The 24,951-nt window shown below is 68.3% G+C and carries 23 protein-coding genes; 13 read left to right on the top strand and 10 right to left on the bottom strand.

Annotation, left to right across the window (positions count from 1 at the left end):
• Positions 1 to 15: 15 nt before the first annotated feature.
• Positions 16 to 564: an MOSC domain-containing protein gene (locus IEV96_RS03670; RefSeq protein ID WP_188509336.1), complete on the bottom strand. Its 549-nt coding sequence runs from the start codon at positions 562 to 564 to the stop codon at positions 16 to 18.
• 84 nt (positions 565 to 648) lie between these two features.
• Here IEV96_RS03670 and IEV96_RS03665 point away from each other — a divergent pair, with 84 nt between their 5' ends.
• Genes IEV96_RS03665 through IEV96_RS03650 form a run of 4 tightly spaced genes read left to right on the top strand, consistent with a single transcriptional unit; the run spans position 649 to position 6,106 of the window.
• Positions 649 to 1,983, top strand: a complete 1,335-nt coding sequence (locus IEV96_RS03665) for an FAD-binding oxidoreductase (protein WP_188509335.1) — start codon at positions 649 to 651, stop codon at positions 1,981 to 1,983.
• Positions 1,984 to 2,035: 52 nt separating this feature from the next.
• Positions 2,036 to 3,541, top strand: coding sequence for a serine hydrolase domain-containing protein (locus IEV96_RS03660; RefSeq protein ID WP_188509334.1), 1,506 nt, complete (start codon positions 2,036 to 2,038; stop codon positions 3,539 to 3,541).
• Between the two features lie 10 nt (positions 3,542 to 3,551).
• Positions 3,552 to 5,402: a DUF2207 family protein gene (locus IEV96_RS03655; protein WP_188509333.1), complete on the top strand. Its 1,851-nt coding sequence runs from the start codon at positions 3,552 to 3,554 to the stop codon at positions 5,400 to 5,402.
• 2 nt (positions 5,403 to 5,404) lie between these two features.
• Entirely contained in the window at positions 5,405 to 6,106 is a 702-nt protein-coding gene (locus IEV96_RS03650; RefSeq protein ID WP_188509332.1) for a hypothetical protein, read from the top strand.
• Here IEV96_RS03650 and IEV96_RS03645 read toward each other — a convergent pair.
• Positions 6,103 to 8,301, bottom strand: coding sequence for a transglycosylase domain-containing protein (locus IEV96_RS03645; protein ID WP_188509331.1), 2,199 nt, complete (start codon positions 8,299 to 8,301; stop codon positions 6,103 to 6,105). The two genes, IEV96_RS03650 and IEV96_RS03645, sit on opposite strands and share 4 nt — an antisense overlap.
• Positions 8,302 to 8,520: 219 nt before the next feature.
• Here IEV96_RS03645 and IEV96_RS03640 point away from each other — a divergent pair, with 219 nt between their 5' ends.
• The 3 genes from IEV96_RS03640 to IEV96_RS03630 are packed head-to-tail and all read left to right on the top strand — an operon-like array spanning position 8,521 to position 10,405.
• Positions 8,521 to 9,561 carry an aldo/keto reductase gene (locus tag IEV96_RS03640; protein WP_188509330.1) on the top strand — a complete coding sequence of 347 codons (1,041 nt, stop codon included), beginning with the start codon at positions 8,521 to 8,523 and terminating at the stop codon, positions 9,559 to 9,561.
• Positions 9,562 to 9,570: 9 nt separating this feature from the next.
• Positions 9,571 to 9,705 (top strand): PDDEXK family nuclease, encoded by a 135-nt coding sequence (locus tag IEV96_RS03635; RefSeq protein WP_188509329.1) that lies wholly within the window; start codon positions 9,571 to 9,573, stop codon positions 9,703 to 9,705.
• Position 9,706: 1 nt separating this feature from the next.
• Entirely contained in the window at positions 9,707 to 10,405 is a 699-nt protein-coding gene (locus tag IEV96_RS03630) for a bleomycin resistance protein (protein ID WP_188509328.1), read from the top strand.
• Positions 10,406 to 10,441: 36 nt separating this feature from the next.
• Here IEV96_RS03630 and IEV96_RS03625 read toward each other — a convergent pair whose 3' ends face one another.
• Positions 10,442 to 11,029 carry a GNAT family N-acetyltransferase gene (locus IEV96_RS03625; protein ID WP_188509327.1) on the bottom strand — a complete coding sequence of 196 codons (588 nt, stop codon included), beginning with the start codon at positions 11,027 to 11,029 and terminating at the stop codon, positions 10,442 to 10,444.
• 161 nt (positions 11,030 to 11,190) lie between these two features.
• Here IEV96_RS03625 and IEV96_RS03620 point away from each other — a divergent pair, with 161 nt between their 5' ends.
• From IEV96_RS03620 to IEV96_RS03605, 4 genes are all read left to right on the top strand, one after another.
• Positions 11,191 to 12,711 carry an HNH endonuclease signature motif containing protein gene (locus tag IEV96_RS03620; protein WP_188509326.1) on the top strand — a complete coding sequence of 507 codons (1,521 nt, stop codon included), beginning with the start codon at positions 11,191 to 11,193 and terminating at the stop codon, positions 12,709 to 12,711.
• 58 nt (positions 12,712 to 12,769) lie between these two features.
• Entirely contained in the window at positions 12,770 to 16,246 is a 3,477-nt protein-coding gene (locus IEV96_RS03615) for an AAA domain-containing protein (RefSeq protein ID WP_188509325.1), read from the top strand.
• 62 nt (positions 16,247 to 16,308) lie between these two features.
• Positions 16,309 to 16,878 carry a TetR/AcrR family transcriptional regulator gene (locus IEV96_RS03610; RefSeq protein WP_188509324.1) on the top strand — a complete coding sequence of 190 codons (570 nt, stop codon included), beginning with the start codon at positions 16,309 to 16,311 and terminating at the stop codon, positions 16,876 to 16,878.
• Positions 16,875 to 17,414 (top strand): SRPBCC domain-containing protein, encoded by a 540-nt coding sequence (locus tag IEV96_RS03605; protein ID WP_188509323.1) that lies wholly within the window; start codon positions 16,875 to 16,877, stop codon positions 17,412 to 17,414. Before IEV96_RS03610 ends, IEV96_RS03605 begins: the two co-directional genes overlap by 4 nt.
• On the opposite strand, the gene IEV96_RS03600 is transcribed toward IEV96_RS03605, so the two are convergent.
• Positions 17,411 to 18,397, bottom strand: coding sequence for a hypothetical protein (locus tag IEV96_RS03600; RefSeq protein WP_188509322.1), 987 nt, complete (start codon positions 18,395 to 18,397; stop codon positions 17,411 to 17,413). The genes IEV96_RS03605 and IEV96_RS03600 overlap by 4 nt on opposite strands.
• A gap of 222 nt (positions 18,398 to 18,619) precedes the next feature.
• Here IEV96_RS03600 and IEV96_RS03595 point away from each other — a divergent pair, with 222 nt between their 5' ends.
• Entirely contained in the window at positions 18,620 to 19,654 is a 1,035-nt protein-coding gene (locus IEV96_RS03595; RefSeq protein ID WP_188509321.1) for an SDR family oxidoreductase, read from the top strand.
• An 18-nt stretch (positions 19,655 to 19,672) separates the two neighbouring features.
• Here IEV96_RS03595 and IEV96_RS03590 read toward each other — a convergent pair whose 3' ends face one another.
• The 5 genes from IEV96_RS03590 to IEV96_RS03570 all read right to left on the bottom strand — a co-directional run bounded on the left by IEV96_RS03590 (position 19,673) and on the right by IEV96_RS03570 (position 23,279).
• Complete coding sequence (locus IEV96_RS03590; protein WP_188509320.1) at positions 19,673 to 20,122, bottom strand: SRPBCC family protein; 450 nt, start codon at positions 20,120 to 20,122, stop codon at positions 19,673 to 19,675.
• A gap of 7 nt (positions 20,123 to 20,129) precedes the next feature.
• Positions 20,130 to 21,596, bottom strand: coding sequence for a phytoene desaturase family protein (locus IEV96_RS03585; RefSeq protein WP_188509319.1), 1,467 nt, complete (start codon positions 21,594 to 21,596; stop codon positions 20,130 to 20,132).
• Between the two features lie 9 nt (positions 21,597 to 21,605).
• Entirely contained in the window at positions 21,606 to 22,262 is a 657-nt protein-coding gene (locus IEV96_RS03580) for a M50 family metallopeptidase (protein ID WP_188509318.1), read from the bottom strand.
• A gap of 78 nt (positions 22,263 to 22,340) precedes the next feature.
• Positions 22,341 to 22,988 (bottom strand): phosphoribosyltransferase, encoded by a 648-nt coding sequence (locus IEV96_RS03575; protein WP_188509317.1) that lies wholly within the window; start codon positions 22,986 to 22,988, stop codon positions 22,341 to 22,343.
• A 6-nt stretch (positions 22,989 to 22,994) separates the two neighbouring features.
• On the bottom strand, positions 22,995 to 23,279 hold the full coding sequence (locus IEV96_RS03570; protein ID WP_188509316.1) for a GNAT family N-acetyltransferase: 285 nt from the start codon (positions 23,277 to 23,279) through the stop codon (positions 22,995 to 22,997).
• An 88-nt stretch (positions 23,280 to 23,367) separates the two neighbouring features.
• Between IEV96_RS03570 and IEV96_RS03565 the strand changes: the two genes are divergently transcribed.
• Positions 23,368 to 24,390 (top strand): LLM class flavin-dependent oxidoreductase, encoded by a 1,023-nt coding sequence (locus IEV96_RS03565; RefSeq protein ID WP_188509315.1) that lies wholly within the window; start codon positions 23,368 to 23,370, stop codon positions 24,388 to 24,390.
• Here IEV96_RS03565 and IEV96_RS03560 read toward each other — a convergent pair.
• A complete protein-coding gene (locus IEV96_RS03560) occupies positions 24,387 to 24,950 on the bottom strand; it encodes a dihydrofolate reductase family protein (RefSeq protein ID WP_188509314.1) in 564 nt (187 codons plus the stop codon). The genes IEV96_RS03565 and IEV96_RS03560 overlap by 4 nt on opposite strands.
• Position 24,951: the final 1 nt, after the last annotated feature.

Genomic DNA, 24,951 nt, shown 5'->3' with positions numbered 1-24,951 from the left:
CCTTGCCAGTGGTGGCTAGACCACACCGAGGGCGACGTGTTCGCCCTCGGGCAGTTCGACCCGCAACGGGTCGCCCGGCATCACCACTCCGCCCGTGACCACGATGCCCATCACGCCGGACTTCCGGATTATCTGCCCGTCGCCGTCTTTCGAGACGAGAGCCTTCATCAGGCCGCCCTGGTAGGCGTTGATCTTGGAACACGGGCTGCGCAGCCCGGTCACCTCGACCACCGCGTCGTCGCCGAGGTGGAGTCGCGTGCCGAGCGGAAGCGTGAGCAGGTCGACACCGCTAGTGGTCACGTTCTCGCCTAGCTCTCCGGGCCGGACAACGAACCGGTCGGCCAGTTCGGCGAAGAGTTCCTCCTGGATGAGGTGCACCTGGGTGAGGTTCGCCCGCGTGGGGTCTTTCTTCACCAGGTAGAGGTGCTGGGTGGTCGCCCCCGCGTGCGCGTCACCCTCCACACCCCAGCCCTCCACCAGCGTGATCGCTCCCGCGGTGGGTTTGCTGAAGTCGTGGCTGGACGATCGACTCACCGCGACGACGGCTCCGGGGATGCGATTCATACTTCGATTCTGTCAGCCGTCGCCGGGGGATTGACCACGAGGGCCCGCGGCCGGAAAAATCGGAGGCTGGTGAGGAGGCCACGGATGACAACCTACGAGCTCGACGACCTCGGTACGACCAGAATTCTGCTTCCCGGCGACGACGACTACACCCGTGCCAGTACCGTGTTTGCCCGGGCCGGCAGCCCGGCGATCGTCGTCCAACCGGTCGACGAGAACGAGGTCGCCGCGGCCGTCGACTTCGCGCGCGACAACCGGTTCACACTCTCGGTCCGCGGCGGCGGCCACAGCGGCGGCGGCTACGGCACGAACGACGGGGGAGTCGTGATCGACCTCTCGCTGTTGGCCGCCATCGATGTGCTCAATGACGGCATCGTGCGGGTGGGTGGCGGCGCGACCTGGGGAGCGGTCGCCGCCGCGTTGCGCGACCACGACCTCGCCATCAGCTCCGGCGACACCTCGACCGTCGGCGTCGGCGGCCTCACCCTCGGCGGCGGTTTCGGCTGGATGGTGCGCGAGCACGGCCTCGCCCTCGACCAGCTCGTCGAGGCGCGCGTGGTTCTCGCCGACGGCGACGTCGTGACCGCGAACGAGACCGACAACGCCGACCTGTTCTGGGCGCTGCGCGGCGGGGGCGGCAATTTCGGGATCGTGACGAGCTTCACCTTTCGGGCACACCACCTCGACGGCGTCGTCGCGGGTGCCATCCAGTTCGAACCGGACGACCTCGCGACGCTGCTGCGCGGCTGGCGCGACGTGATGCGCGAGGCTCCCGAGCGACTCAACACCACGTTCCTCTGGATGCCCTCGTTTCCGGGCATGCAGGGCGGGCCGCAGATCACCGTCTGCTTTGCCGGTTCCGACGACGAGGCGGCCGACGCCGCGATCGCACCGCTGCTCGAACTGGGCGCGGTTACCGGAAACACGGTCGCGGCGACCGCCTACGCCGAGATCCTCGCCGAGGCGCACGCTCCCGACGGGGTGCGCATGGTGAACAACAACGCTTTCGCGGCCGAGTTCGACGACGCCACGATCAACGACCTCGCCGGCGTCTTCGCGAAGACGCCCTCGTCGGTGCTGATGATCCGGTACCTGCGCGGCGCGTTCAACCGGGTCGAGCCGGATGCCACGGCCTTCGCATACCGCGACAGCGAGGTTCTCGTCATCTCCGCAGCCTTCTTCCCGCCCGACGCACCCGACGAGGCTGTCGCGGCGTACCAGTCGGGGTGGGACTCCCTCCTGCCGCACCTGCAGGGCCTCTACGGCAACTTCTCTATGCTCACGAGCGACGTGGCGACACCGCTGATGTACCCGCCCGCGACGCTGGCCAGACTCGAGGCGGTCAAGGCCGAACTCGACCCGTTCAACCTGTTCGACCAGAACCACAACATCCGCCCGCGGGCCGTCGACTGGCGGTAGCGCCCACCCGGCGACGGCAATAGGACACACCGGATTAGGACACACTGGACGGGTGCCTTCCCCCATCGAACTCCCCGCCGCCCTCGCCACGACGCTCACGAACTGGTTCGACGAGCGCGAGGTGGTGACCCCCTCGATCAACTACGCCGTGTTCGATCGCGGCGGAGTCGTCTTCCAGCACGGGATCGGCGAGTTCCAGCTCGACGGCCGCACCCCCCAGGTCGACACGGTCTACCGCATCGCGTCGATGTCGAAGAGCTTCGAAATGGCGGCCGTGCTCGTGCTCGCCGAACGCGGCCTGCTCGCGCTCGACGACCTCGTCTCCGATCACGTCGCCGAGTTCACCGACCCGGTCGACGCGTTCGGTGCGCCCATGCCGGTCACCGTCCGGATGATCATGAGCAACTCGTCCGCGCTGCCCGAGGACAACGGCTGGGCCGACCACGAACTCGGCCTGTCGCGCGACGACTTTTTGGCGATCATCGCCCGCGGCCTGCACTTCGCCGGAACGCCGGGCTTCGGGTACCAGTACTCCAACATCGGCTTCTGGCTGCTCGGCGTGATCGTCGAGAACGTGAGCGGGCAGTCGTTCGAAGACTTCGCCAGAACGACGTTGCTCGAGCCGCTCGGCCTGGCCGACACGCGATACTCGGTGGGCGACTACCCCGAGTCCGACGCGACGCGCATCGCCCACGGTTTCGGCACCTTCGACGAGGGCGCCTCCTGGTTCGACCGCCCCGTCGTCGGCACCGGTATCGGCGGGTGCGCCGCGAGCATGTTCAGCACGGTCTCCGACATCGCCGCGTGGAGCGGCTGGTTGTCGAGCGCGTTCGATAGAAAAAATTCGGATGACACGGTCCTCAGCCGCGCGTCACGCCGCCTGATGCAGCGCATCCACACCTCGATGCCGGCACCCGCCGACCGTCCGGCCGAACCCCAGCTCGAGGGCATCGGTTACGGGCTCGGCCTGATGGTCGAGAACGACGTGCGCTTCGGCCTCATCGCCCAGCACTCAGGGGGCCTGCCCGGCTGGTCGTCGAACATGCGCTGGCACCAGGAGTCGGGCATCGGCGTCGTGGTCTTCGCCAACACGAACGGGGTGAAGCCGGGCATCGCCGCCGCGGGTATGTTGCGCGCTGTGCTCGACGAGCTCGACCCGCCCGCCCGCGACGTCACGCTGTGGCCGCAGACGGTCGCCGCGGCGACCGCGATCGACGAGGCCGTGCGTGCCGGCGGCGACATCACGGTCGCCGAGTCGCTTTTCAGCCCGAACCTGCTGAGCGACGTGCCGGCCGACGTGCGCGCGTCCCGGCTCGCGACACTCATCGACGAGATCGGCGGTCTCACGGCCTCCGCCGCTCCGATCGGCGACCGTCTGATCTGGGCAACGAGTGAGGCACACGTGGCATGGTCGATTACCGGCATCAGCGGCGAACTCGAGTGCCGCATCGAGCTGACGCCGACGGAGCCTCCCATGCTGCAGCGGGTGGAGATCGAACGCCGCACCGGGCTGACGGCTCTGTCCAGTGTCATCCGCCACTACCGGCCGCTCGTCTAGGCTCGCAGCCATGCGCTCACGTTCCAGAGTCCTGCTCACCCTGATCGGCGTGGCCGCCCTCGTGGCCGGGGCCACCACCCCCGCCGTCGCCGACACCTCGGACTTCGAGTTCTCGCTCTTCGACGCCGACTACGCGCTGAGCCAGGCCGCCGACGGCACCTCGGTCGTGCAGGTCACCGAGACGATCGTCGCCGAGTTTCCGGACTACGACCAGAACCGCGGCATCGTGCGAGCCCTGCCGCGGTGGTACCAGCGCGCGGCCCTCAACCCGACGGTGACCTCCGTCGTCGACGAGAACGGCGCGCCGGTCTTCTACGAGGAGGTGCCGGGCGACGAGTTCCTCGTGCTCAACCTCGGCACCGACGACTACGTCTACGGCTCCAACACCTACGTGATCAGCTACTCCATGCAGAACGTGGTCGGCACCTTCGCCGACCAGGGCGACGACGAGTTCTACTGGGACGTCAACGGCACCGGCTTCGCCCAACCCTTCGACCGAGTGTCGTCGACGGTGCGGGTCGATCCGGCCCTGACCGGCACGCTCACGGGGGAGACCGCGTGTTTCCGGGGTTCCCAGGGAGAGACCACTGGATGCGCCCTCACCAGCGCGACCGATGCCACCGGCGCGACGCTCTTCACCGCCGACGAGACCGGCCTCGGCGCCGAGCAGACGCTCACCGTCGTCGTCGGGTTCACCGAGGGAACTTTCGTGCAGGGCGCGAAGACCCAGCCCGTGCCGCGCGTGCCGTCGGTCGATACTCCGGCACCCTGGTGGTCGAACCTGCTCTCGGGCATCACCGGGGTTGGTGCCCTGGCGCTCCTCGTCGGCGCGATCGTCTCCCGGGTCAGGCGCGGAAACGGTGCCCGCGGGCGGGGCACGATCATCCCGCAGTACTCCGCGCCGAAGAACGTCAACGTCATGGTGGCCGCGCACCTCGTCGACCGCGGCGCCACCGCGATCCCCGCGCAACTCGTGAGTCTCGCCGTGCGCAAGAACCTGCGCATCCTCGACTATCCGGTCACCACGGGCGACGCCGAGTACACGCTGCAGTACATCACCTCCGACGGCGCCGACGACCTCGAGCGCAGCCTGCTCGTCGCCGTCTTCGGCACGGACCCGGAGCCGGGTGCGGTGCGTGAGCTCACGCCGGGCGACGAGTCGCTCGGCAGCTCGGTGCTCGCCGTGTCCGATGCGGCGCGAGCCGCCGTCGTCACGTCGGGACTCCGTTTGCCGCTCACACTCGGCGGCATCGCGTTCGCCGTGCTCGCCGTCTTCGCGTTCGCCGTGGCGGTCGTGAACCAGATCGCCACCATAGGCGCGTACTCCCTCGCACCTTGGCCCCTCGCATCCATTCTGCTCTCGATCGTCGCGGCGGTCGTCGCGGCGCTGCTCGTGCAACGGAAGGGGCACCTGACGCCCCTCGGCGCCGAGGCCAGGGACTACCTGCTCGGCATGCAGGTGTACCTGAAGCTCGCCGAACAGGAACGGTTCCGCATGCTGCAGAGCCCGGATGGCGCGGAACGCGTCGACGTGGGCGACACTAAGCAGGTCGTGAAGCTCTACGAGAAGCTTCTGCCGTTCGCCGTGATCTGGGGCGTCGAAGACGAGTGGAGCAAGGAGCTGGAGATCCGCGCCGCGGAGGCCGACGTGCAGCCCGACTGGTTCGTCAGCAACAACGGCTTCACCGCCCTCGCGCTCACCTCGGCGCTGCGCGGCTCGTCCGGCGCGATCTCGTACACGGCGCCGACCTGGGAGAGCGGCGGCGCCACCGGCAGCTCGTTCGGCTCCGGCTTCGGCGGCACGGGCGGCGGGGGGTTCTCCGGAGGTGGCGGCGGGGGAGGTGGCGGCGGAGGCCGCTGATCATGACCGACCTGACCCCCGTCTACGCGGAACTCGCGGACCGCCGCGCGTTTCTCGCCGGCCTGCGTGAGACCACGTTTTTCGAGGTCGCACCGACCTCGGTGCTCGCGAGCGATGACGCGGCGCTGGCACCCCTCAGACTGTCCGAGCTGGCCCGCCACACGTTCGTCGCCGCGACCGAGCAGCTGGTCGACGTGACATCCGTCGCCACCCGCTTCGCGCTCCTGCGTTCGTCCCTCGAATCCGCGGCCATCGCCATCTGGCTGCTCGAGGCCGACGATCCGACCGAACGCAGAACCCGGCTGCTCTCGGAGGTCTGGGGAGACATCCGCGATTCCGACCGGCTCGCGACGTCGCTCGGCGGCGTGCTCGAGTCACTCCCGCGCCAGGAACGCGACTGGAAGACGGTTCACGCCGCGGTCTTCGGCGACGCCAACCCGGTGACCCGTCAACTGCCGGTCGGTCTCGGCAGGAAGATCGAGGTCGCGGCCACCGTCGTGGCGGAATTCACCGAGGTGCCGAACGCCGCGGTGGCGATCCGCAGCAGCTGGACTGCCTTCGGCGCCATCGCCCGCGGGCGGTCGGGGTCCTTCGACCTCGACGCGAACGCGGACGCCATGACGGCGGGATCGCTCTCACTCGTGCTCGACGTGCTCGAGACTGCGGCGAGCCTCTATCACGTGCGGGCCGTGGGAACGGCTTAGTCGCCGTCAGCGCGCGGTGTGACCTTGCCCTTGCCGTTCACGAGGGCGGGGTCGGGCGCGGGGAAATCGTCGGCACCGACGTATGCCGGGTTGGCGTTGAACGATTTCAGCATCTCTTCGAACACGACGAATTTGATGTTGGCGCCGTTGTTTCTCGCCACCGTGATGCGCCGGAGGCTCTGCTCGCCGCCGGGGTTCTTGGTGGTCGCCTTCGCCGGGTTGCCCCTGATGTTGCCGACCCAGACGGCGATGGCGACCTTGGTCGTCGAGCCGATCAACCAGTTCTGGTACGAACCGTCGGTGGTTCCGGTCTTGCCCATGATCGCGACGCCGTCGCGGGGGTTCGCCGACACCGCGGTGCCGGTCGTGAAAACGCCCTCGAGCGCGTATGCGGCCGTCGCCGCGATGTTCGGCTCGATAACCTGCGCGCACTGAGCGGTCTCACCGCCGAGGTCTTTGCCGTAGGTGTCGACGATGCGGTCGACAGCGGTCGGAACGCAGTAGACACCGTTGGCGGCGATGGTGGACACGGCGGCAGCCATGGTCATGGGCGCGATCTGGTTCGTTCCGAGAATCGACGACGGGAACACGTCGAGTTCGCCGCCGTCGGCACGGTGAACGCCCATCGACACCGCTACATCTCGGATCTGGCAGAGGTCGAGCTTCTGGGCCATGCTCGCGAACGCGCCGTTCACCGAGCGGGCGGTCGCCGACAGGACGGACTGGTTGCCGCCCTCACCCGGGGTGTCGTTTCCGACGTCGAACGCATCGCCGGCACCGGCTACCCCGTTGCACTTGAACTGGTTGGCCGGGATGACCCGTTCCGATCCGTTGACCGACTCCCGGACGGTGTGGCCGGCCTTGAGCCAGTCGACGAGCGTGAAGATCTTGTAGGTCGACCCGGTCTGGAAGCCGGTCGACCCGCCGAAGCCCTGGTCCGTATTGAAGTTGATGGAAGTCTGAGCTGCCGTGGCCTGCGGGGTGTTGTTGAACGACTTGTTCTGGGCCATCACGAGGATTTTGCCCGTGCCGGGTTGCAGGGCGACAGCCGCTGCACCCAACTCGAATCTCGCCTCTTCGGCGGGCGCCCGCGCGTTCAGTTGCGCCTGCGCGACATCCTGCTGATTCAGATCGAGGCTCGTGTGGATCTCGTAGCCGCCGCGCTTCCAGTTGGCCTCGCGCTCCGTGGCGTCTGCGCCCAGGGCGGTGAGGTACGGCACGCTGCGCAACACGTAGTCGCAGAAGAACTGCGCGTCCGACGCATAGAGGCAGCCCTGCGTCGGGTTCGAAAGCTTCACGTACGACTCGATCGGGGTCGTGATCGCCTCGTCGTGCTGCTCCTGCGTGATGTACCCGTACTCGAGCATGTTGTTGAGGATCAGGTCGCGACGCGCCTGGTTCTTCGGGTAGTTGGCCGGATCACCGAGGTTGAACGAGTCGGGGGTCTGCACCGTCGCGATGAGGCTGGCCGCCTGGGCGAGCGTGACGTCTTTCGCCGACGACGAGTAATAGCGCTCCGCCGCCGCCTCGACGCCGTAGGTCGCCCGGCCGAAGCCGGCGACGTTCAGGTAGCCGAGCAGGATCTCGTCTTTGGTGTACTTCTTCTCGAGCGCGATGGCGAGACGGATCTCCTGCACCTTGCGGGTCGGCGACTTGTCGATGGCCTCGACGTAGGCTGCCTTGCGCTCCTCCTCGGTGGGAAGCTGCTGCGATTCGTGCACCCGGATGTTCTTCACCAGCTGCATTGCGATGGTCGATCCACCGGAGTCGCCGGTGTTGGTGAAGTAGCCGAACGCCGCCCTCGCCAGCGACTTGGGGTCGACGGCGCCGTGTTCGTAGTAGCGGTGGTCTTCGCCGGCGACGGCGGCATCCTTCAGGAACTGCGAGACCTGGTCCCACGGGAGGTCTTCGCGGTTCTGGTCGAAGACCTCGGCGATCTTGACCGGCTGACCGTCGCGCGTGGCGTAGATCGTGTTGCGCTGGGCGGTGTCGCCGAGGCTGATCTCGCTCGGCAGAGCGTCGAAGGCGTCGAGACCGTCGCGGGCGGTGACACCTGTCACCGCGGCGATCGGCGCGAGGCTGGTGGCGACGAGCAGGCCGGCAACGATGCTGGCCACGACGAGTCCGCCGAAACCGCGCACGATGTTGCGCCTGCTGCGGTCGGGCTCGTAGTCGGTTGATCCGTTGTCGAACATGTGTGTCTGTGTCCCCAAAAGTAACGAAGGTCGTGCGGACCTGTTCCGAAAGCGTCACCCCCGGCAACTCTCGCGGCACGAGCAATCCGTGTTCAACTCTAGATAACGAGTCTGAGCATTCACCACGCCGCGCCAGCCTCGCGCAGACTCGTTACAATCTCAGTCTTTCGGATGACACGTCCAGCGCATCTCGCGCGCCTCGGGCGTAGCGTAAAGACCATGTCAGAGCAGACCGTACCTCAGCCCACCACTCACCTCGGCCGCACAGGAGTGGAGGTCAGCCGCCTCGCCCTCGGAACCATGATGTTCGGCGATTGGGGTAACCGCGATCACGATGACTCCATCCGTGTCATCCATCGGGCGATCGATGCCGGTATCAATTTCATCGACACGGCCGACATCTACTCGTTCGGTGAGTCCGAGGAAATCGTAGGCAAGGCCATCGCCGGCAAACGGGACGATCTGGTGATCGCGACCAAGTTCTTCAATGGCATGAAACAGCAGCCGAACTACCGCGGGGGATCGCGTCGCTGGATCGTGCGCGCGGTCGAAGACTCGCTGCGCCGCCTCGGCACCGACTACATCGATCTCTACCAGATGCACCGCCCCGACGAGCACACCGACATCGACGAGAGCCTCGGCGCACTGAGCGACCTCGTGACGCAGGGCAAGGTGCGCTACATCGGTTCGTCGACCTTCCAGCCCTCGCAGGTCGTGGAAGCACAGTGGAGTGCCCGCCAGAATCACACCGCCCGCTTCGTCACCGAGCAGCCGCCCTACTCGATGCTGGCCCGCGGCATCGAGGCAGACCTGCTGCCGACGACCCTGCGGCACGGCGTGGGCACGCTGGTCTGGAGCCCACTCGCCGGGGGCTGGCTGAGCGGAAAGTTCCGTGCCGGGCAGGACCTGCCGACGACTCACCGCAGCGATCGCGATCCCGGCCGGTACGATCTCTCGAAGCCGGGCATTGCCGCGAAGTTCGACGCGGCGTCGGCGCTCGGCGAACTGGCCGACGACCTCGGTGTGCCGCTCGTGCACCTCGCTCTCGCCTTCGTGCTGCGCCACCCGGGTGTCACGAGCGCCATCATCGGCCCGCGCACGATGGAGCAGCTGGAGTCCCAGCTCGACGCCGCCTCGCTCGAGCTCACCACCGAGACGCTCGACCGCATCGACCAGATCGTGCCGCCCGGAACGAACCTGAACCCGGATGACGCGGGATTCACGAATTACTGGCTGGAGGCAGCGCGCCGCCGGCGCTAGCGTTGTCGCATGTCTTGGGCGACGAACGCGGCGACGCGCACCTCGATGCTGGGCAACCGCGGCCGCGATACCAAGCCCGAGCTGCTGGTGCGGCGGGCGCTCCACGCTCGAGGCTTCCGCTACCGCATCGAGGAAGCTGGATAGCGTGGAACGGACGGTACCGCTCCTCCCGTGTCGTTCGGTCGACGAGTCGGTCGAGTTCTACCGGCTGCTCGGGTTCGAGTGCACGTACCGTCAGCAGCGTCCCTACGCGACCGCGGTGGTGGAACGGGGCAATATCGGGATCCACCTGTTCGAGATGGCCGGGTTCGACCCGGCGAGCTCGTATGCGAGCGTTCTCATCGTCACACCCGACACCGACGTGCTGTTCGAAGCGTTCGCGGCGGGCCTCCGGACCGGACTCGGCAGGTTGCCCTTTACCGGCATCCCGCGCATCACTCGTCCGCGCAAGAAGCAGGGCACATCCGGGGGGTTCAGCGTCATCGACCCGGGCGGCAACTGGCTCCGGGTCGTTCGAGCCGGCGAACCCGAACAGCACGAGACGCCGAAGGGCATGGCGCGCGTGCTCGAGAACGCAGCGAGACAGGGAGATTCTCGCGGCGACGAGCGGGCCGCGATCGCAATTCTGGATGCCGGACTCGCCCGATACTCCGACGCCGGGCCGGTCGAACGAGTGCCCGCGCTGGTATACCTCGCCGAGTTACAGCTTCGCATTGGCGAGGCGGAGGCGGCACGCGCGACCCTGGCCGAGGTGCGGGAGACGCCGTTGTCCGCGGACGACAGAGCGACGCTGCAACCCGAACTCGACGCGGCGCGCGAACTCGAGACAGACGACGCCTTGTAGCGCATGGCTGACGCTTGAGTCATGCGACTGCGTTAGCTAGCGGTCGGCGAGTACTCGAGCCATCACTCGTCGCGCCGGGTCGGGGACGGCGATCTCCTCGAACCCCGCGGCCTCGAACATCGAAACGGTGCCGTGATAGAGCGAGCCGGCAGGGGAGCCGGTGATCCCGGCGAGATCGACCGGATAGCCCTCCACCACCCGCGCGCCCCCGGCCTTCGCGTGTTCGACGGCCGCGTCGAGCAACCGCGAACTCACACCTCGGCGCCGGAAGTCGCGCCTCACCACAAAACAGACGACGGACCAGACGGATGCGTCGCCCCACGCCTGCGCGGAACCGGTCGTGACGATGCGGCTGCGTTGCAATCGCGGATAGTTGCCGCGCGGCTCGACGGCGACCCATCCGGCCGGCTCGTCGTCGACGTACGCGATGAGGCCCGGGGTCGGATCACCGCGGCGGGTCTGCTCGCGCAGCCTGGGCGCGAGGGCCTTCGCGGCGGTGGCCTCCCACTCGGCGCCGGTGACCTTGAAGTACTGGCACCAGCAGGTGCGCGGATCGCCCGGCGTATCGAAGACTCGCTCGAGGTCGGCCCAGGGGACCTCGGACGCGGAACGGATCGCGATCATGAAGTCGAGGGTAGGGGATAGCGTGCAACGATGCTGAAGTATCGGCGCCCGCTCGCGCCAGTCCACTGATTTTCGAAACCTTTTCCACAGGCCGCCCGAAACGGGCCCTTTTTCGCCTCGAATGCCCTCGCAATGTCGGTGGGTTGATTTCGAATTAACGCATGAGAACAGACGAGCAATTCGAAGACCCGGGCGGGGTGCCGCCGGGTCTCTACCCGCCCACCGAACCACCGCCCGAGGTGGCCGAGCCCGGGAGGTTTCCGGGTTCGGTGAACCCATACGCCGCGTCGCGACACGCGCAGCGCCGCGCGCTTTTCGCCGAGTTTCTCGATCGGGCAGAGATCACCGATCGACAGCTCTCGATCACCATGGCCGAGCGAGCCCGCCGCATCGACGAGCTACGGCGGGTATCCGTAACGATCGCCGCCGACGAGAGCACCGAAGACGAGTCCCGGCCATCCCATCTGCGAGCCGCAGGCGGCGCCGATTCGGGCTGGTCGATCGAGAACCGCGCAAAGACCGAACTCGCCACCGAACTCGCAACGGCCTTCAACCTGTCGAAGAACGCCGCGAGAACCCTGCTGGCCGAGAGCGAGACCCTCGTGGCCGACCTGCCTCTGACGCTCGGGGCTCTTGGCGACGGCGCCATCCGTTACGAGCACGCCAGGGTCATCGCGTCGACCGCCTGGACCCTCCCACAACAGTCCCGCGCGGAGTTCGAGGCAGAACTCGTTCCGCTCGCCTCGACTCTGATTCTGAGCGCGTTCCGTGCCCGGGTGGTGTCGACGCGTGAGCGCATCCACTCCGAGACCATGCAGGAGCGGCACGAGCGGGCCGCCGCCTTCCGCAACGTCTCCATCGAGCTGGGTGAAGACGGCACCGGGTACCTCACCCTGCGCGATTCCAACGAGGTCATCGCCGCCATCTACAACCGCGTCACCGACATCGCGTTGGTGAAGGTCAAAGACGATCCGCGCACACTGGCGCAGAGACGGGCGGATGTCGCGACCGAGATCCTTATCAAGGGTGACCTGTGTGCCGCGCTCGACGATGATGCCGACCCCATGGCCTCCGACGGCAAACGTCTCGGTCACGGCATCGTCGCGAACGTGCACATCGAGGTACCGGTGCTCACCCTGCTCGGGCTCGACACCGCCCCAGCGACGCTCGAGGGCAAAGTGCCGATCGACCCGGCGACGGCTCGAAAACTGGTGGCCGATGCGCCCGGGTTCTTCCGTCTCCTCACCGACCCCGTCACCGGATCGGTCGTGGCCTTCGACGATACGTTCCGATTTCTGCCCGCCTCGCTCCGGCGGGCGGTACGACTCGTCGACGGCACCTGCACCGGGCCCTGGTGCGATGCCACACCGCAGGAGAGCGACGGACACCATCCGAACGAGTGGCAAAAATCGCGCGACACGTCGCTCGACAACTCCGCGTTGCTCTGCAAACCCGACCATCGCCTCGTTCACAACACCCGCTGGACTATGAACAAGCTTGCTAACGGCGACAAGCAGTGGATCTCACCCTGCGGGCGCATCCGACGGGTGACGCCAATCCGGCGCCTGTCGCCCGCCTTCGTAGAAGCACTCAAACCCGACCCGCGGCAGGGTTCCGACATCGGCGCATCGAGCGCGTGGGAATCCACCGAGTACCCGGGGGAGGGAACCATGCCGTTCTAGGTCATCCCGAGGTCGGTCGTGCGCGCTAGCCTGACGAGAGCCAGTTCCGAGGAGCCCCGTGATTCTGATCGACCCGACGACAGTCATCTATTCGGCGAGCGACCTCACCGCCGCCGCGAAGTGCGAGTGGGCATTGATGCGCAAGCTCGACGCGAAACTCGGCCGGGTCGAGCGGGTCGACGACATCGAAGACGACATGCTCGTGCGAGCCGGCCTGCTCGGAACGGCCCACGAGCTGCGCGTGCTCGAGACGCTGAAAAAGACGCGGCAGGTCGTCGAGTTCGACCACCCCGACTTCGACCAGTATGGCGAAGCGGCCGCGATCACGGCGCAGGCTTTGCGTGACGGTGCCGACGTGCTGTTCCAGGCGACATTCTTCGACGGCCGCCTGCTCGGATTCGCCGACTTCATCATGCTGAACGACGACGGCGTGTACGAGGTCTACGACACCAAGCTCGCCCGCAGCGCCAAGATCACCGCCCTGCTGCAGCTCGCCGCTTATAGCGATCAGGTGATGGCCCTCGGGGTGGAGGTCGGCGACAACGTGCACCTCATCCTCGGCGACGGCCGCACGAGCACCCACGCCCTGCGCGACATTCTTCCGGTCTACCGCAAGCGCCGCGAACGCCTGCAGACCATGCTCGACGACCGCATCGCGGATGACGCCGCGACACCGTGGGGCGACCCGCGGTACTCGATCTGCGGTCGCTGCGCCGCGTGTACGCAGCAGGTCGAGCTTCATCGCGACGTGCTGCTCGTCGCCGGAATGCGGCTCACCCAGCGTCGCAAGCTCAACGCCGCCGGGATCACGACGATCGAGCAGCTCGCTGAGGTTCCCGACCAGCTAGACGGTCGACCGTCGGTGGAGGGGCTGAGTGCCTCGACGCTCGCCGGGCTCCGCTCGCAGGCGCGCATCCAGACGGCACCCCACGACGGCGACGCGCCGGCGTACGACGTGTACAACCCCCAGGCCCTCGCAGCGCTGCCGCTTCCCGACGCCGGAGACATCTTCTTCGACTTCGAAGGCGATCCGCTCTACTCCGAGTCGGGTACGGCCGGGTCAATCGCCGCCCCGTCGAGCGCCGCCCCGTCGAGCGCTGGGGCGACGGCCGTCGAGTGGGGCCTCGACTATCTCTTCGGACTCGTCGAGCCGGATGACACGTTCCGCACCTTCTGGGCCCACGACTATGCCCAGGAACGGGTGGCCCTCGAGCAGTTCTTGGCCTACGTCGCCGAACGTCGGGCGAAGCATCCGGGCATGCACATCTACCACTACGCCGCCTACGAACGCACGCACCTGCTCTCCCTCGCGGCGCGTCACGGCGTCGGTGAAGACGCCGTCGACGACCTGCTGCGCGACGACGTGCTTGTCGACCTGTATCCGCTCGTCAAGAAGAGCGTGCGGGTCGGCTCGCACAGCTACTCCATCAAGAAGCTCGAGCCGCTCTACATGCCGAGCGAGCGCAGCGGCGTGGCCAACGCGGCCGATTCCGTGACGGAGTACGCCGACGCCCGTCAGCTCATGCGCGACGGCGATATCGCGGCCGGTCAGGCCAAGCTCGACGCCATCGCCAGCTACAACGAGTACGACTGCGTGTCGACGCTGCGGCTGCGCGACTGGCTGCGCGCGCGCGCGTCCGAGAACGGCATCTCGCCGACGCCCGCCCGCGACCTCGAGCTCGACCTTCCGATCGTGCGCGAGCCGAGCCCCGTATACCTCGCACTGTCGCAGCACGTCGCCGACGTGCAGCCAGGGGAGCGAACGCCGGATGACACGGCTATCGCCTTGGCGTCCGCGGCGATCGACTACCACCGTCGCGAGGGCAAGAAGTTCTGGCAGGACCACTTCGACCGGCTGGTCTCGCCGCTCGACGAATGGTCGGACACGCGCAACGTGCTCGTGATCGAACACGCGGAGGTTGTGAAACCGTGGTTCCGCGAGGGCCGGCAGAAGAAGGACCGCCGCATCATCGAGGTGTCGGGCACGGTGTCGCCCGGCAGCTCGTTCAAGGCCGAGCAGAACCCCTACCTCGTCTACGAAGACCCGCAGCCGCCGATCTCGGCCAGACGCTCACCGGGCGCTCGCGCCTCGAGTGAGGGCGAGATCATCGACATCATCGAGGAGGCGGGGCACGTCACCTACGTCATCCAGGAGCTGCTCGAGACGGGGGCCGACCAGTTCGACGAGCTCCCCGCGGCGCTCACCCCGCCCGCGCCGCCCCGAGCGACCCCTCAGCCGGAGGCCATCGAGGAGTGGGGCGCCCGAGTGCTCGGCGCGCTGCCCGACATGCTCCCGAACGCGGCGCTCGACGTGCTTCGCCGCGTGCCGCCGCGCGCGACGCTGGCGCCCGCCGGCGACGACACCGTTGCAGCCATCCGCGACAGCCTGATGACGCTCGACCACTCCTACCTCGCAGTGCAAGGCCCGCCCGGAACGGGCAAGACCTACACGGGATCGCGGGTAATCGCCGACCTGGTGAAGAACCACGGCTGGCGCGTGGGCATCGTTGCCCAGTCGCACGAAACCGTGAAGAACATGCTGCGCGCGATCGCCGCCGCCGGCCTCGACCCCGAGCGCATCGGCAAGAAGCCGAAGAAGGGCGACATCGACGACCACCCGTGGGTCACGCTCAGCACGCCCGCCCACATCTCCGACTTCACCGGGCAAGACGACGGCTGGGTCATCGGCGGCACGGCCTGGACGTTCGCAAACGCCGGCACGATTCCCCGCGAGTCTCTCGACCTGCTCGTGGTCGACGAGGCCGGACAGTTCTCCCTCGCCTCGACGATCGCCGCGGCCGTGTCGGCGCAGCGCTTGTTACTGCTCGGCGACCCCCAACAGCTTCCCCAGGTGAGCCAGGGGTCGCATCCGGAACCCGTCGACGTCTCGGCGCTCGGCTGGCTCAGCGACGGTCACGACGTCCTGCCGCCCGAGTTCGGCTACTTCCTCGCGAAGAGCTGGCGCATGCACCCTGACGTGTGCGCGCCGGTGTCGAGACTGTCGTACGAGGGCAAATTGGAATCGAAGGCAGAAGACCGGATGCTCGTGGGGCTCGAGCCCGGACTCCATCCGATCCCCGTATATCACCACCTCAACTCGACCTCCTCGCCCGAGGAGGCGGCGCGCGTCGTCGAGCTGGTGCGCGACGCACTCGGCAGGGCGTGGACGGAGGGCGGCACGACCCGCCCGCTCGAGCAGGACGACGTTATAGTCGTGGCGCCATACAACGCGCAGGTAGAACTGATCGGCGAGCAGCTCGCCGCAGCCGGTCTCGATGGCGTTCCCGTGGGCACGGTCGACAAGTTCCAGGGCCGGGAGGCCGCGATCGCGATCGTGTCGCTCGCGGCGTCGTCGGCCGACGAGGTGCCGCGCGGACTCGAGTTCCTGCTGCTGGCCAACCGGCTCAACGTGGCCATCTCGCGGGCGCAGTGGGCCGCCTACCTGCTCTACTCGCCGGCGCTCGTCGAGTACCTGCCGACCAACCCGGTGGCGCTGGCCCAGCTGAGCGCCTTCATCGGGCTGGTAGAGGCCTAGGCCCGGCTGCCGTCCCCGTCCCGTGTTACGCTACCTCGGTAGTCTTATCTCGAGGGGGCAGAATGGCGCGACCGCGTAACACCGAGTCCGACGCGCTCATCCTCGCCGCCGCGGCCGAAGCCCTGCTGCAGGACGGCTACGACGGGCTCGTCGTCGACGAGATCGCCCGCAGTGTCGGTGTGGCGAAGACGACGGTGTACCGCCGTTGGCCCACGAAGAACCATCTGGTCGTGAGCGTCGTCGCCGGCTGGCAGGGCGTGGTGGACGTTCCGAACACCGGCGACGAGGCAGACGACATCGCGAACGACCTCACCACGATCGCCGGCGGCATGTGTCACGTGCTCGATCCCGCGCCGATACGTCGGCTCGTTGCGGAGCTCGCGGCCGCCCGGATGCGCGACGACGATCTCGGCTCGGCCGTCGACCGGTTGTGGTCCGACCGTCGGGCGGCGACCGCCGCGGTGCTCGAGCGCGGGATCGCGGGCGGCGCGCTGCGTCGAGACCTCGACCCGGAGGTTGTGACGGACGAACTGGCGGGAGCGGTCTACTACCGCGTGCTGATCACGGGCGGGTCCCTCGACGACGCGTACGCGCGGGCGCTCGTGCGAACCGTGCTGGCTGGCGCGCGATGACCGGGATGCCGGGCGCCAAGCGACGGTTCGACTGGCGCCGAGCAGGCATCGGCGCCGTGACGATGCTCGCGATCGTGCTGATTCTCGCGCTGTGGCAGCGGGCGCATCCGTATTCGATCCAGACCAGCGTCGACATCGACGCGCCACCCGAGCGAGTGTGGACGGCCCTCACCGATTTCGACGCGTACCCGGAGTGGAACCCGACCCTGACGGGCATGCGCGGTGAGGTGAAAGAGGGCGCGCGGCTGACGTTCGAGACCGACGGCATGACCTTCACCCCCACGGTTCGCGACGTGGAACGCAACCGCGAACTGCGCTGGGAAGGACACCTGGGCGTCGTCGGCATTTTCGACGGCGAACACAGCTTCACGCTGGAGGCACTGCCGGACGGGCGCACCCGGCTGACCCAGAACGAGCAGTTCCGCGGCGTCGCCGTGCTCTTCGTCACCGGGATGCTGCACGGGGAGACGGCGCCGTCGTTCCACGCGATGAACGCCGCGCTGCGCGACCGGGTCGAGAGCGAACTGCCCGACTAGAACGACGGCACCATCGTCGACGATGACAGGCCCAGCTTGTTCAGGCGCTTTGCCACGGCTTTCGGTTGCCGCTGCACCAGCAGCGAGATGTCGAAACAACTGAGCCCCTGCTCGTGGGACAGCGCGATGGTCTGCTCTTCGTCGCGTGTCCAGCGTTTGCCGGCACGGGCGGGAGGCGGGTGCCAGCGGTTGGTGAACCGGTCGAACTGCAGTCCGTCGAGCGCCATCGGCGGCTCGTAGTCGGGGTCGTAGAGGCGCGGGCGCCGCCGACGACGCGACCGGCGCCGACCGGGGGTCGGAACGTACGGCCCGTCGGCAAACCGCTCGTCGGCATACGGGGTGTAGCCGTCGTCACCGTACGAGCCGCCGCTGTCATATGCGCCGCCGCCGTACGCGCCGTCGCCATATGCACCCTCGCCATATGCACCGCCACCGTAGGGGTCTTCGCCGTACGGGTCGTCGCCGTAGAGGCCGTCACCGTACGAGTCGTCCGTCGACTGATCGAAGGCGCGACGCTCGGCGGCACAGGGCGGACACGAGCAGTCCAACCCGTGCGGCCCGGCCACCATCATCGCGCGTGGCAGGTCCTGAAAACCCCGCTCGATGCTGAACTCGCAGTGGGGGAGGCTCGAGTAGAGCGACGAGCGGTCGAACACGATGATGCCGAGCAGTCGGGATACCGCGACGCCGGGATCCTCGTGCAGCCGCCGGTCGACGTCGGCCAACCACGTTGACTCGCTGTCGACCTCGACCGCACTGGTCCACCCGAGCGCGAAGTAGGCGATGTCCCGCGCGCTGCCGAGGTATTCCGCGATGTCGTCGAGATGTTGCTCGACCGGGCCGGACAGCTGCCGGACCACCGGTTCGACGTAGAGCAGGCGGAGATTCTCGTCCATCGCCACGATCCACAGCCCGTCGGGGTTGTCGCTGCTCACGCTGCCGCAGAGCGCCTGGAGCACGTCGATTCCGGATTCGATGATCATGACTGGAACCGTAGATTCCGCCGGGCGGGGCAGGGCGCCGGGACCGACGAACAGTGGGCTCGCGGCACGGCCGATCGGCTGGGGAGGAAAGGGTGCGGGCGGCGCGCTGACGCCGGCGGGAGACTACAGGTCGCGCACCGCCGGTCAAGGCCCAGCCACGGAGGCGGCGAATGGCGCGGCGCTTCGTAGGGTGGAAGTCCGTCACACGTTGAGGAGCGCCCGATGTCCGCCGCAGAGCACGAAACAGCAGGATCCACGAAGAGCAGGGTCGCCGTCGTCACGGGAGGCTCCGCCGGTCTCGGCCGCGCCGTCGTGCGACAGCTCGCCGCCGCCGGCTGGGACGTCGCCGTGCTCGCACGCGGCGAAGACGGTCTTGCCGGCGCGGTCGGCGACGTCGAAGCACTCGGACAGCGCGCCATCGGAATCTCCACGGATGTCTCGGACCGAGAAGCCGTCGAACGCGCGGCCGACCGCACCGAGGCCGAACTCGGCCGCATCGACCTCTGGGTGAACGGCGCCATGGTGGGGGTGTTCGGCGAGTTCCTCTCGACCGACCCCGCCGACTTCGAGCGCGCCACCCAGGTGAACTACTTCGGCTTCGTCAACGGAACCCGTGCCGCTCTCAGCCGCATGGTCCCGCGCAACCACGGCCACGTGATCCAGGTCGGGTCGGCGCTCGCCCACCGCGGGATCCCGCTGCAGGCCGCCTACTGCGCCGCCAAGCACGCCGTGCAAGGCTTCACCGAGTCGGTGACCACCGAGCTGATTCACAACGGCAGCGCCGTGAAGATCTCCACCGTCGACATGCCCGCGCTCAACACCATCCAGTTCAACTGGGTGAAGACCGATCTGCCGCATCACCCGATGCCCGTCGCACCGATCTTCGAGCCCGAGGTCGGGGCCCGCGCGATCGTGGCCGTCGCAGAGAAGCCGCGCCGCCGCACTTGGGTGGGGGAGCCGACAGTCGGTACCGTGCTCGGCAACCGTTTCGCCGCCGGCTTTATGGACTGGTACCTGGCCAAGAGCGGCTACGACGGCCAGCAGGCTCCCGAGAAGACCGAGCCGATGCTGCCGAACAACCTGTACGCGCCGGTACCCGGCGACCAGGGCGCCACGGGTATCTTCAGCGACCAGGCCCACAACGGGTCGCCGCAGGTGTGGGCCATCCGCAACCGCGGGCTCAGCTGGGGTCTCGCCGCGGCGACGGCAGCTGCGCTCGGCGGCGCAATCGCCACCGTGGTGGCGAAGAAGAAGTAACCGGGGGGCCGAACGGCGCTACGCGTCGCCGTTCGAGCTCTTGCCCTCGGCGATGTAGGCCAGGCGGCGCAGCGTCTCGATGTTGCGGAGATAGAGCGGCGGGTCGAGCAGGAAGTCGGGAACGAGGGAGCCCGGGCCCTTCACTGCGCCCTCGGTGATGCGCACGACGCAGCCGTGCCCGCGAGGCTTCACGTCGAGCGTCACCCGGGCCTCACCGATCGGCCAGCCCTTGGGCTGGATCACCATCCGCCGTGGCGGATCCCACTCGAGTACGGTCGTCTCGTCGTTGATCAGCGCGGGCCACACCCCAAACGAGTGCTGCAGCTTCGAGCCCACGGCGGGCCACGCGTCATCCACGTCTCGCATCCTGGACGCCCCGACAACCCAGGTCGGGAAGATCCACCCGTCGGCGAGAACGGCGAAGACCGCCTCGGGGGAACAGTTCATGGTGCGGACGTTGACTGACATGTGATCCTTACGGCGCAGACGTTGTGGCGGGGGACGGGGCGAGGTTCGGGGCGGCGGTGATGCCGAATTCGTGCCGGAGAGCGCTGCGGGCGGCGTAGTAGCCGGGCAGGCCGTGCACTCCGGGTCCGGGGGGCGTCGACGACGAGCAGAGGTAGACGCCGGGGGCGGGCGTGCGCCAAGGCTCGGGCGAGAGCACCGGACGCGCGAGCAACTGGGCAAAACTCGCGCCGCCCGAGGCGATGTCGCCGCCGACGTAGTTGGGGTTGTAGTTCTCCATGTCGCGCGCCGTCATGCTCGAGCGGGCAAGCACGAGGTCGCGGAAACCGGGCGCGAACCGTTCGATCTGCCGGGTGATGGCCTCGGTCTGGTCGAGAGACGAGTCGTGCGGTACGTGGGTGTAGGCCCAGAGTACGTGACCACCCTCAGGCGCGCGCGTGGGGTCGGCGATCGAGGGCTGTGCCACGAGGACGTAGGGCTTTTCGCTGTGACGTCCGGCCGCGACATCCGCCTCGGCCGCCGCGATCTCGGCGCGGGTCCCGCCCACGTGCAGCGTGCCCGCCCGGCGCAGGTCGAGGTTCGTCCACGGCACCGGCCCGGAGAGCGCGAAGTCGACCTTGGCGACGGCCCCTCCGTAGCGGAAGCGCTCGACCCGGCGACGGTAGGCCTCGGGCAGGGTGGCGAGGCGCAGCATCGACTTCGCGCTCACGTCGAGCAGAACGGCCTTCGATGACGGCAGTTCGTCGAGCGAGAAGATCTCGGTGTCGGTGACGATCTCACCGCCGTGGGCGCGGAGATCGTCGGCGAGCGCGTTCACGATCGACTGGCTTCCGCCGATGGGGATGGGCCAGCCGTGCGCGTGCGCGTAGGTGCCGAGGGAGAGGGCCGCGCCCGCCGTGGCGAGGCTCGGCATGGGACGGATGGAGTGCGCGCCGACGCCGCTGAGCATCGCGGGCGCGACATCTTCGCGGAAGCGCAGGTTCCAGGCCGGCGAGCCCTGTTCGAGAGAGCGCAGGCCGAAAAGGGCGGCGGTGAGCGGATGTCTCGGAAGCTGCAGCAACTGGGAGCCGGTGAACTGCGCCACCCGGCCGGCGTTGGCCACGAGCGGCCCCATCAGGCTCTTCCACGCCGCCCCGTCGACGCCGAGCCCGTCGGCGGTGCGATCGAGGTCACGCCACGCGATGCCCGCGCGTCCGTCGTCGAGGGGGTGCCCATACGACACCTCGGGCACGCGCAGGTCGATGCGCTGATCGAGCCCGAACCTGCGGAAAAACCCCGAAGCGAGTGCCATCGGGTGCACGGCCGAGCACACGTCGTGCAGGAAACCCGGCAGGGTGAGTTCGGCCGTGCGAGCGCCGCCGCCGATCGTCGGGTTGCGCTCGTACACGATCACTTTCAGCCCGGCGCGGGCGAGGGTGACCGCCGCGGACAACCCGTTCGGGCCGGAGCCCACAATGATGGCGTCGTAGTCGGTCATGCTCTCACGCTAACCGTTGGCCGCGTAAGTCCCTATTGCGAAGGTGAGGCTTGCGCCGATGAGCACCGCGAACAGCAGCAGCCAGACGGGCGAGGGCACACCCGTGCTTTTGTAGAGCAGGTAGGCGTCGGAGGTCTGCAACTGCGAGCGCCGCGACGTGTGCACGCCGATCACGGTCACGAGGCCGCGCACGGCACCGACGAGGAGCGCGACACCGAGCACGAGCAGCGCGTATCCGCGCACCTCCGGGGAGCCGTAGAACCAGAGCAGCGCCGCGACGCCGGCCGAGGCGAGCACAACGAGCACGCCGAACAGGTTGCGGATGACGAGCAGGGTGAGAATCAGGATGACGCCACCAACGAACAACGCGATCGCGGTATACCCGTTGAAGACACTCCACAACAGCGCGGCCCCCACTATCGCGGGGGCCGGGTAGCCGAAGACTCCGCTGAGCACGGTGCCGAAACCGGGTCGCCCCGAGCTCATGGCGTCGCCCGAGTGGTTGCGCCTGATGCGGATGCCGTGCACGACCCGCCCACTCAGGATGGCGGCGATGGCGTGCCCGAGTTCGTGCACGAGGGTCGCGAACAGGCCGAACCACTGCCAGGTGAGACGGGGGATGCTGAGCAGCGCCGCGACGGCGACGACCCCCACGAGCACGGGCATGGAGACGTCGAGGGGAGCGGAGCGTTCGAACAGGCTGGAGAAGGTGAAGGTATCGATACCCCAGTGTTGCAGACGCCCCTATCGGTCGAGCGCGGCGATGACCTCGTCGTCGCTCGTCTGCGCGAAGTCGACGTACCAGCGACCGACGGCCCACAGGTCGCGAGGGGTCGAGACGACCACGAACGCGTCCGCCTCGTCGGCGAGTTTGCGCTCCCAGCCGAGCGGAGCCACCGGTACCGCGAGCACGATCTCGCCGGCACCGAGCAGGCGGGCGGCGCGGCAGGCGACGATCGCCGTCGCCCCGGTCGCGACGCCGTCGTCGACGATGATCGCCCGTCTGCCCGCGATCGCGCGCGCGGGGCGACCGCCGCGGTAGAGGCTCAGAAGACGCGCGAGATCGACCCGCGCGGCCGCTTCGACCCGCTCGAGGTCGCTCGCTGGCAGGTGCGTGTGCCGCACGGCGTCATCGTCGACGAGTCGCACGCCGCCCTCGGCGATGGCCCCGACCGCGAATTCCGGATGTCGCGGCCCGCCCAATTTGCGCACGGCGAGCACGTCGAGCGGCGCCCCGATGATGTCGGCCACGAGTCTCGCCACGGGGACACCGCCGCGCGGCAGGCCCAGAACGACCGTTTCGCGAGGCGCATCCGAATCTCCCAGCGAGCGGCGCACCGCTTCTCCGAGCCGCCGGCCCGCGTCCGCCCGATTCTCGAAGATCCCGGCCATGGGTGGCTACCTGGTGAGCAGAGCCGAGCGCTCGGGGTGCTTGTCGAACCACTCGCCCACGTACCAGCACATCGGAACGATCCGCAGCGTGCCGGTCTTCTCGATGTCGTTCACGGCGTATTCGACGATCTCGGCTGCGAGACCGCGTCCGCGGTGGGCGGGGGAGGTGAATGCGCGGGTGAGCGAGATCGCCTGCCCGTTGCTTGCGTAGTCGAGAACGGCGAGCAGCTCGTCGCCGTCTCGCAGGGCATAGCGCCGCGCGTCCGTTTCGTTCGCGAAGGTTTTCGTCACGAATCGAGCCTAGAACTTTTCGCGCCCTGCGGCCGGTCCATGCAAACACATCGGGAATACGCGTGACTCTCGGTACGCTTCATCCATCATGAAGCGCATCGGATTCCTCTCTTTCGGCCACTACCAAGACGTTCCCGGTTCTTTGGTGCACACCGCGCAGGACTCGCTGCTGCAGACGGTCGAGCTCGCGGTCGCCGCCGAGGAGGTCGGCGTCGACGGGGCCTACGTGCGGGTGCATCATTTCGCCCCGCAGTTCGCCTCGCCCTACCCGCTGCTCGCCGCCATGGCCGCGCGTACCTCGACCATCGAGTTGGGCACCGGCGTCATCGACATGCGCTACGAGAACCCGCTGTACATGGCCGAGGAAGCCGCCATCACCGACCTGATCAGCAACCGTCGCCTGCAGCTGGGACTGAGCCGGGGTTCGCCCGAGACCGCGCTGCGCGGCTACGAGTCGTTCGGCTACGGGCCCGCGGAGGGCGAGACCGACGCCGATCAGGCCCGCAGGCACACCGCCATCTTCCGGGCCGCGATCGACGGTGCTGCTGTCGCCGAAGCCAACCCGCAGATGAACCGCGGCATGGGCGGCGCGCTCGCGATCGAACCGCAGTCGCCCGGGCTGAGCGAGCGCATCTGGTGGGGGAGCGGCACGCGCGCGACCGCCAAGTGGGCGGCCGAGCAGGGCATGAACCTGATGAGCTCCACACTGCTCACCGAAGACACCGGGGTGCCGTTCGACGAGCTGCAGGCCGAGCAGATCCAGATCTACCGCGACGAGTGGAAGGAACACGGCCACGACTTCACCCCGCGCGTCTCGGTGAGCCGCAGCATCATCCCGCTCGTCTCCGAGGCCGACCGCAACTACTTCGGGCTGCGCGGCCAGGTGGAGGGCAAGGACCAGGTCGGACACCTCGATGGCGGACTCGCCCGCTTCGGGCGCAGCTACATCGGAGAACCCGATGTGATCGCGGCCGAGCTGGCTCAGGATGTCGCGGTGCAGGCGGCCGACACGGTGTTGGTCACCGTGCCCAACCAACTCGGAGTCGAGTACAACGCCGCGCTGCTCGAGAGCATCGTAAAGTACGTGGCACCGGCGGCCGGCTGGCGCTAGCGGGGCACCCGGTAGCGGAGGTAGACGAGACCCGAATCGAGGGTGCGGTTCGCGACGAGCTCGAGGTCCGTCCGGCGTTTGTCGTGGGAGAAGTACGGGATGCCGCCGCCGATCAACACCGGGCTCACGCGCATCGTGTACTCGTCGATGAGGCCGAGCTCGGCCGCTTCGGCGGCGAGGGTCGCGCCGCCGATGGCGATCGTGCCCCCGCCCGGTTCGGCCTTCAACCGCTCGATCTCCTCGGCGAGACTGCGCGTCGCTAGTCGCGCGTTGCCCTCGACGCCGGTCAGCGTCCGCGAGAACACCACCTTCGGCAGCGGCTTCCAGATGCCCGACCACTCGCGCATCGCCTCGTCGAGCGACGGATCCTGATCGGCGGTCTCCCAGACGAGCATCGACTCGTAGAGCCGTCGGCCCATCAGGTGCACGCCGACCTCGCGGATCTCGTCGACGACGATGCGGGAGAGCTCTTCGTCGAACGTGCCCCAGTCGAGGCTCCCGTCCGCTCCGGCGACGTAGCCGTCGAGCGAGACGCCCATCGTGTAGGTGACGCGACGCATC

The organism is Conyzicola nivalis, from assembly GCF_014639655.1.
Lineage (GTDB): Bacteria > Actinomycetota > Actinomycetes > Actinomycetales > Microbacteriaceae > Conyzicola > Conyzicola nivalis.
Note: the sequence above shows the minus strand (reverse complement) of the source record. Positions and strands in the feature narration are given on the sequence as shown.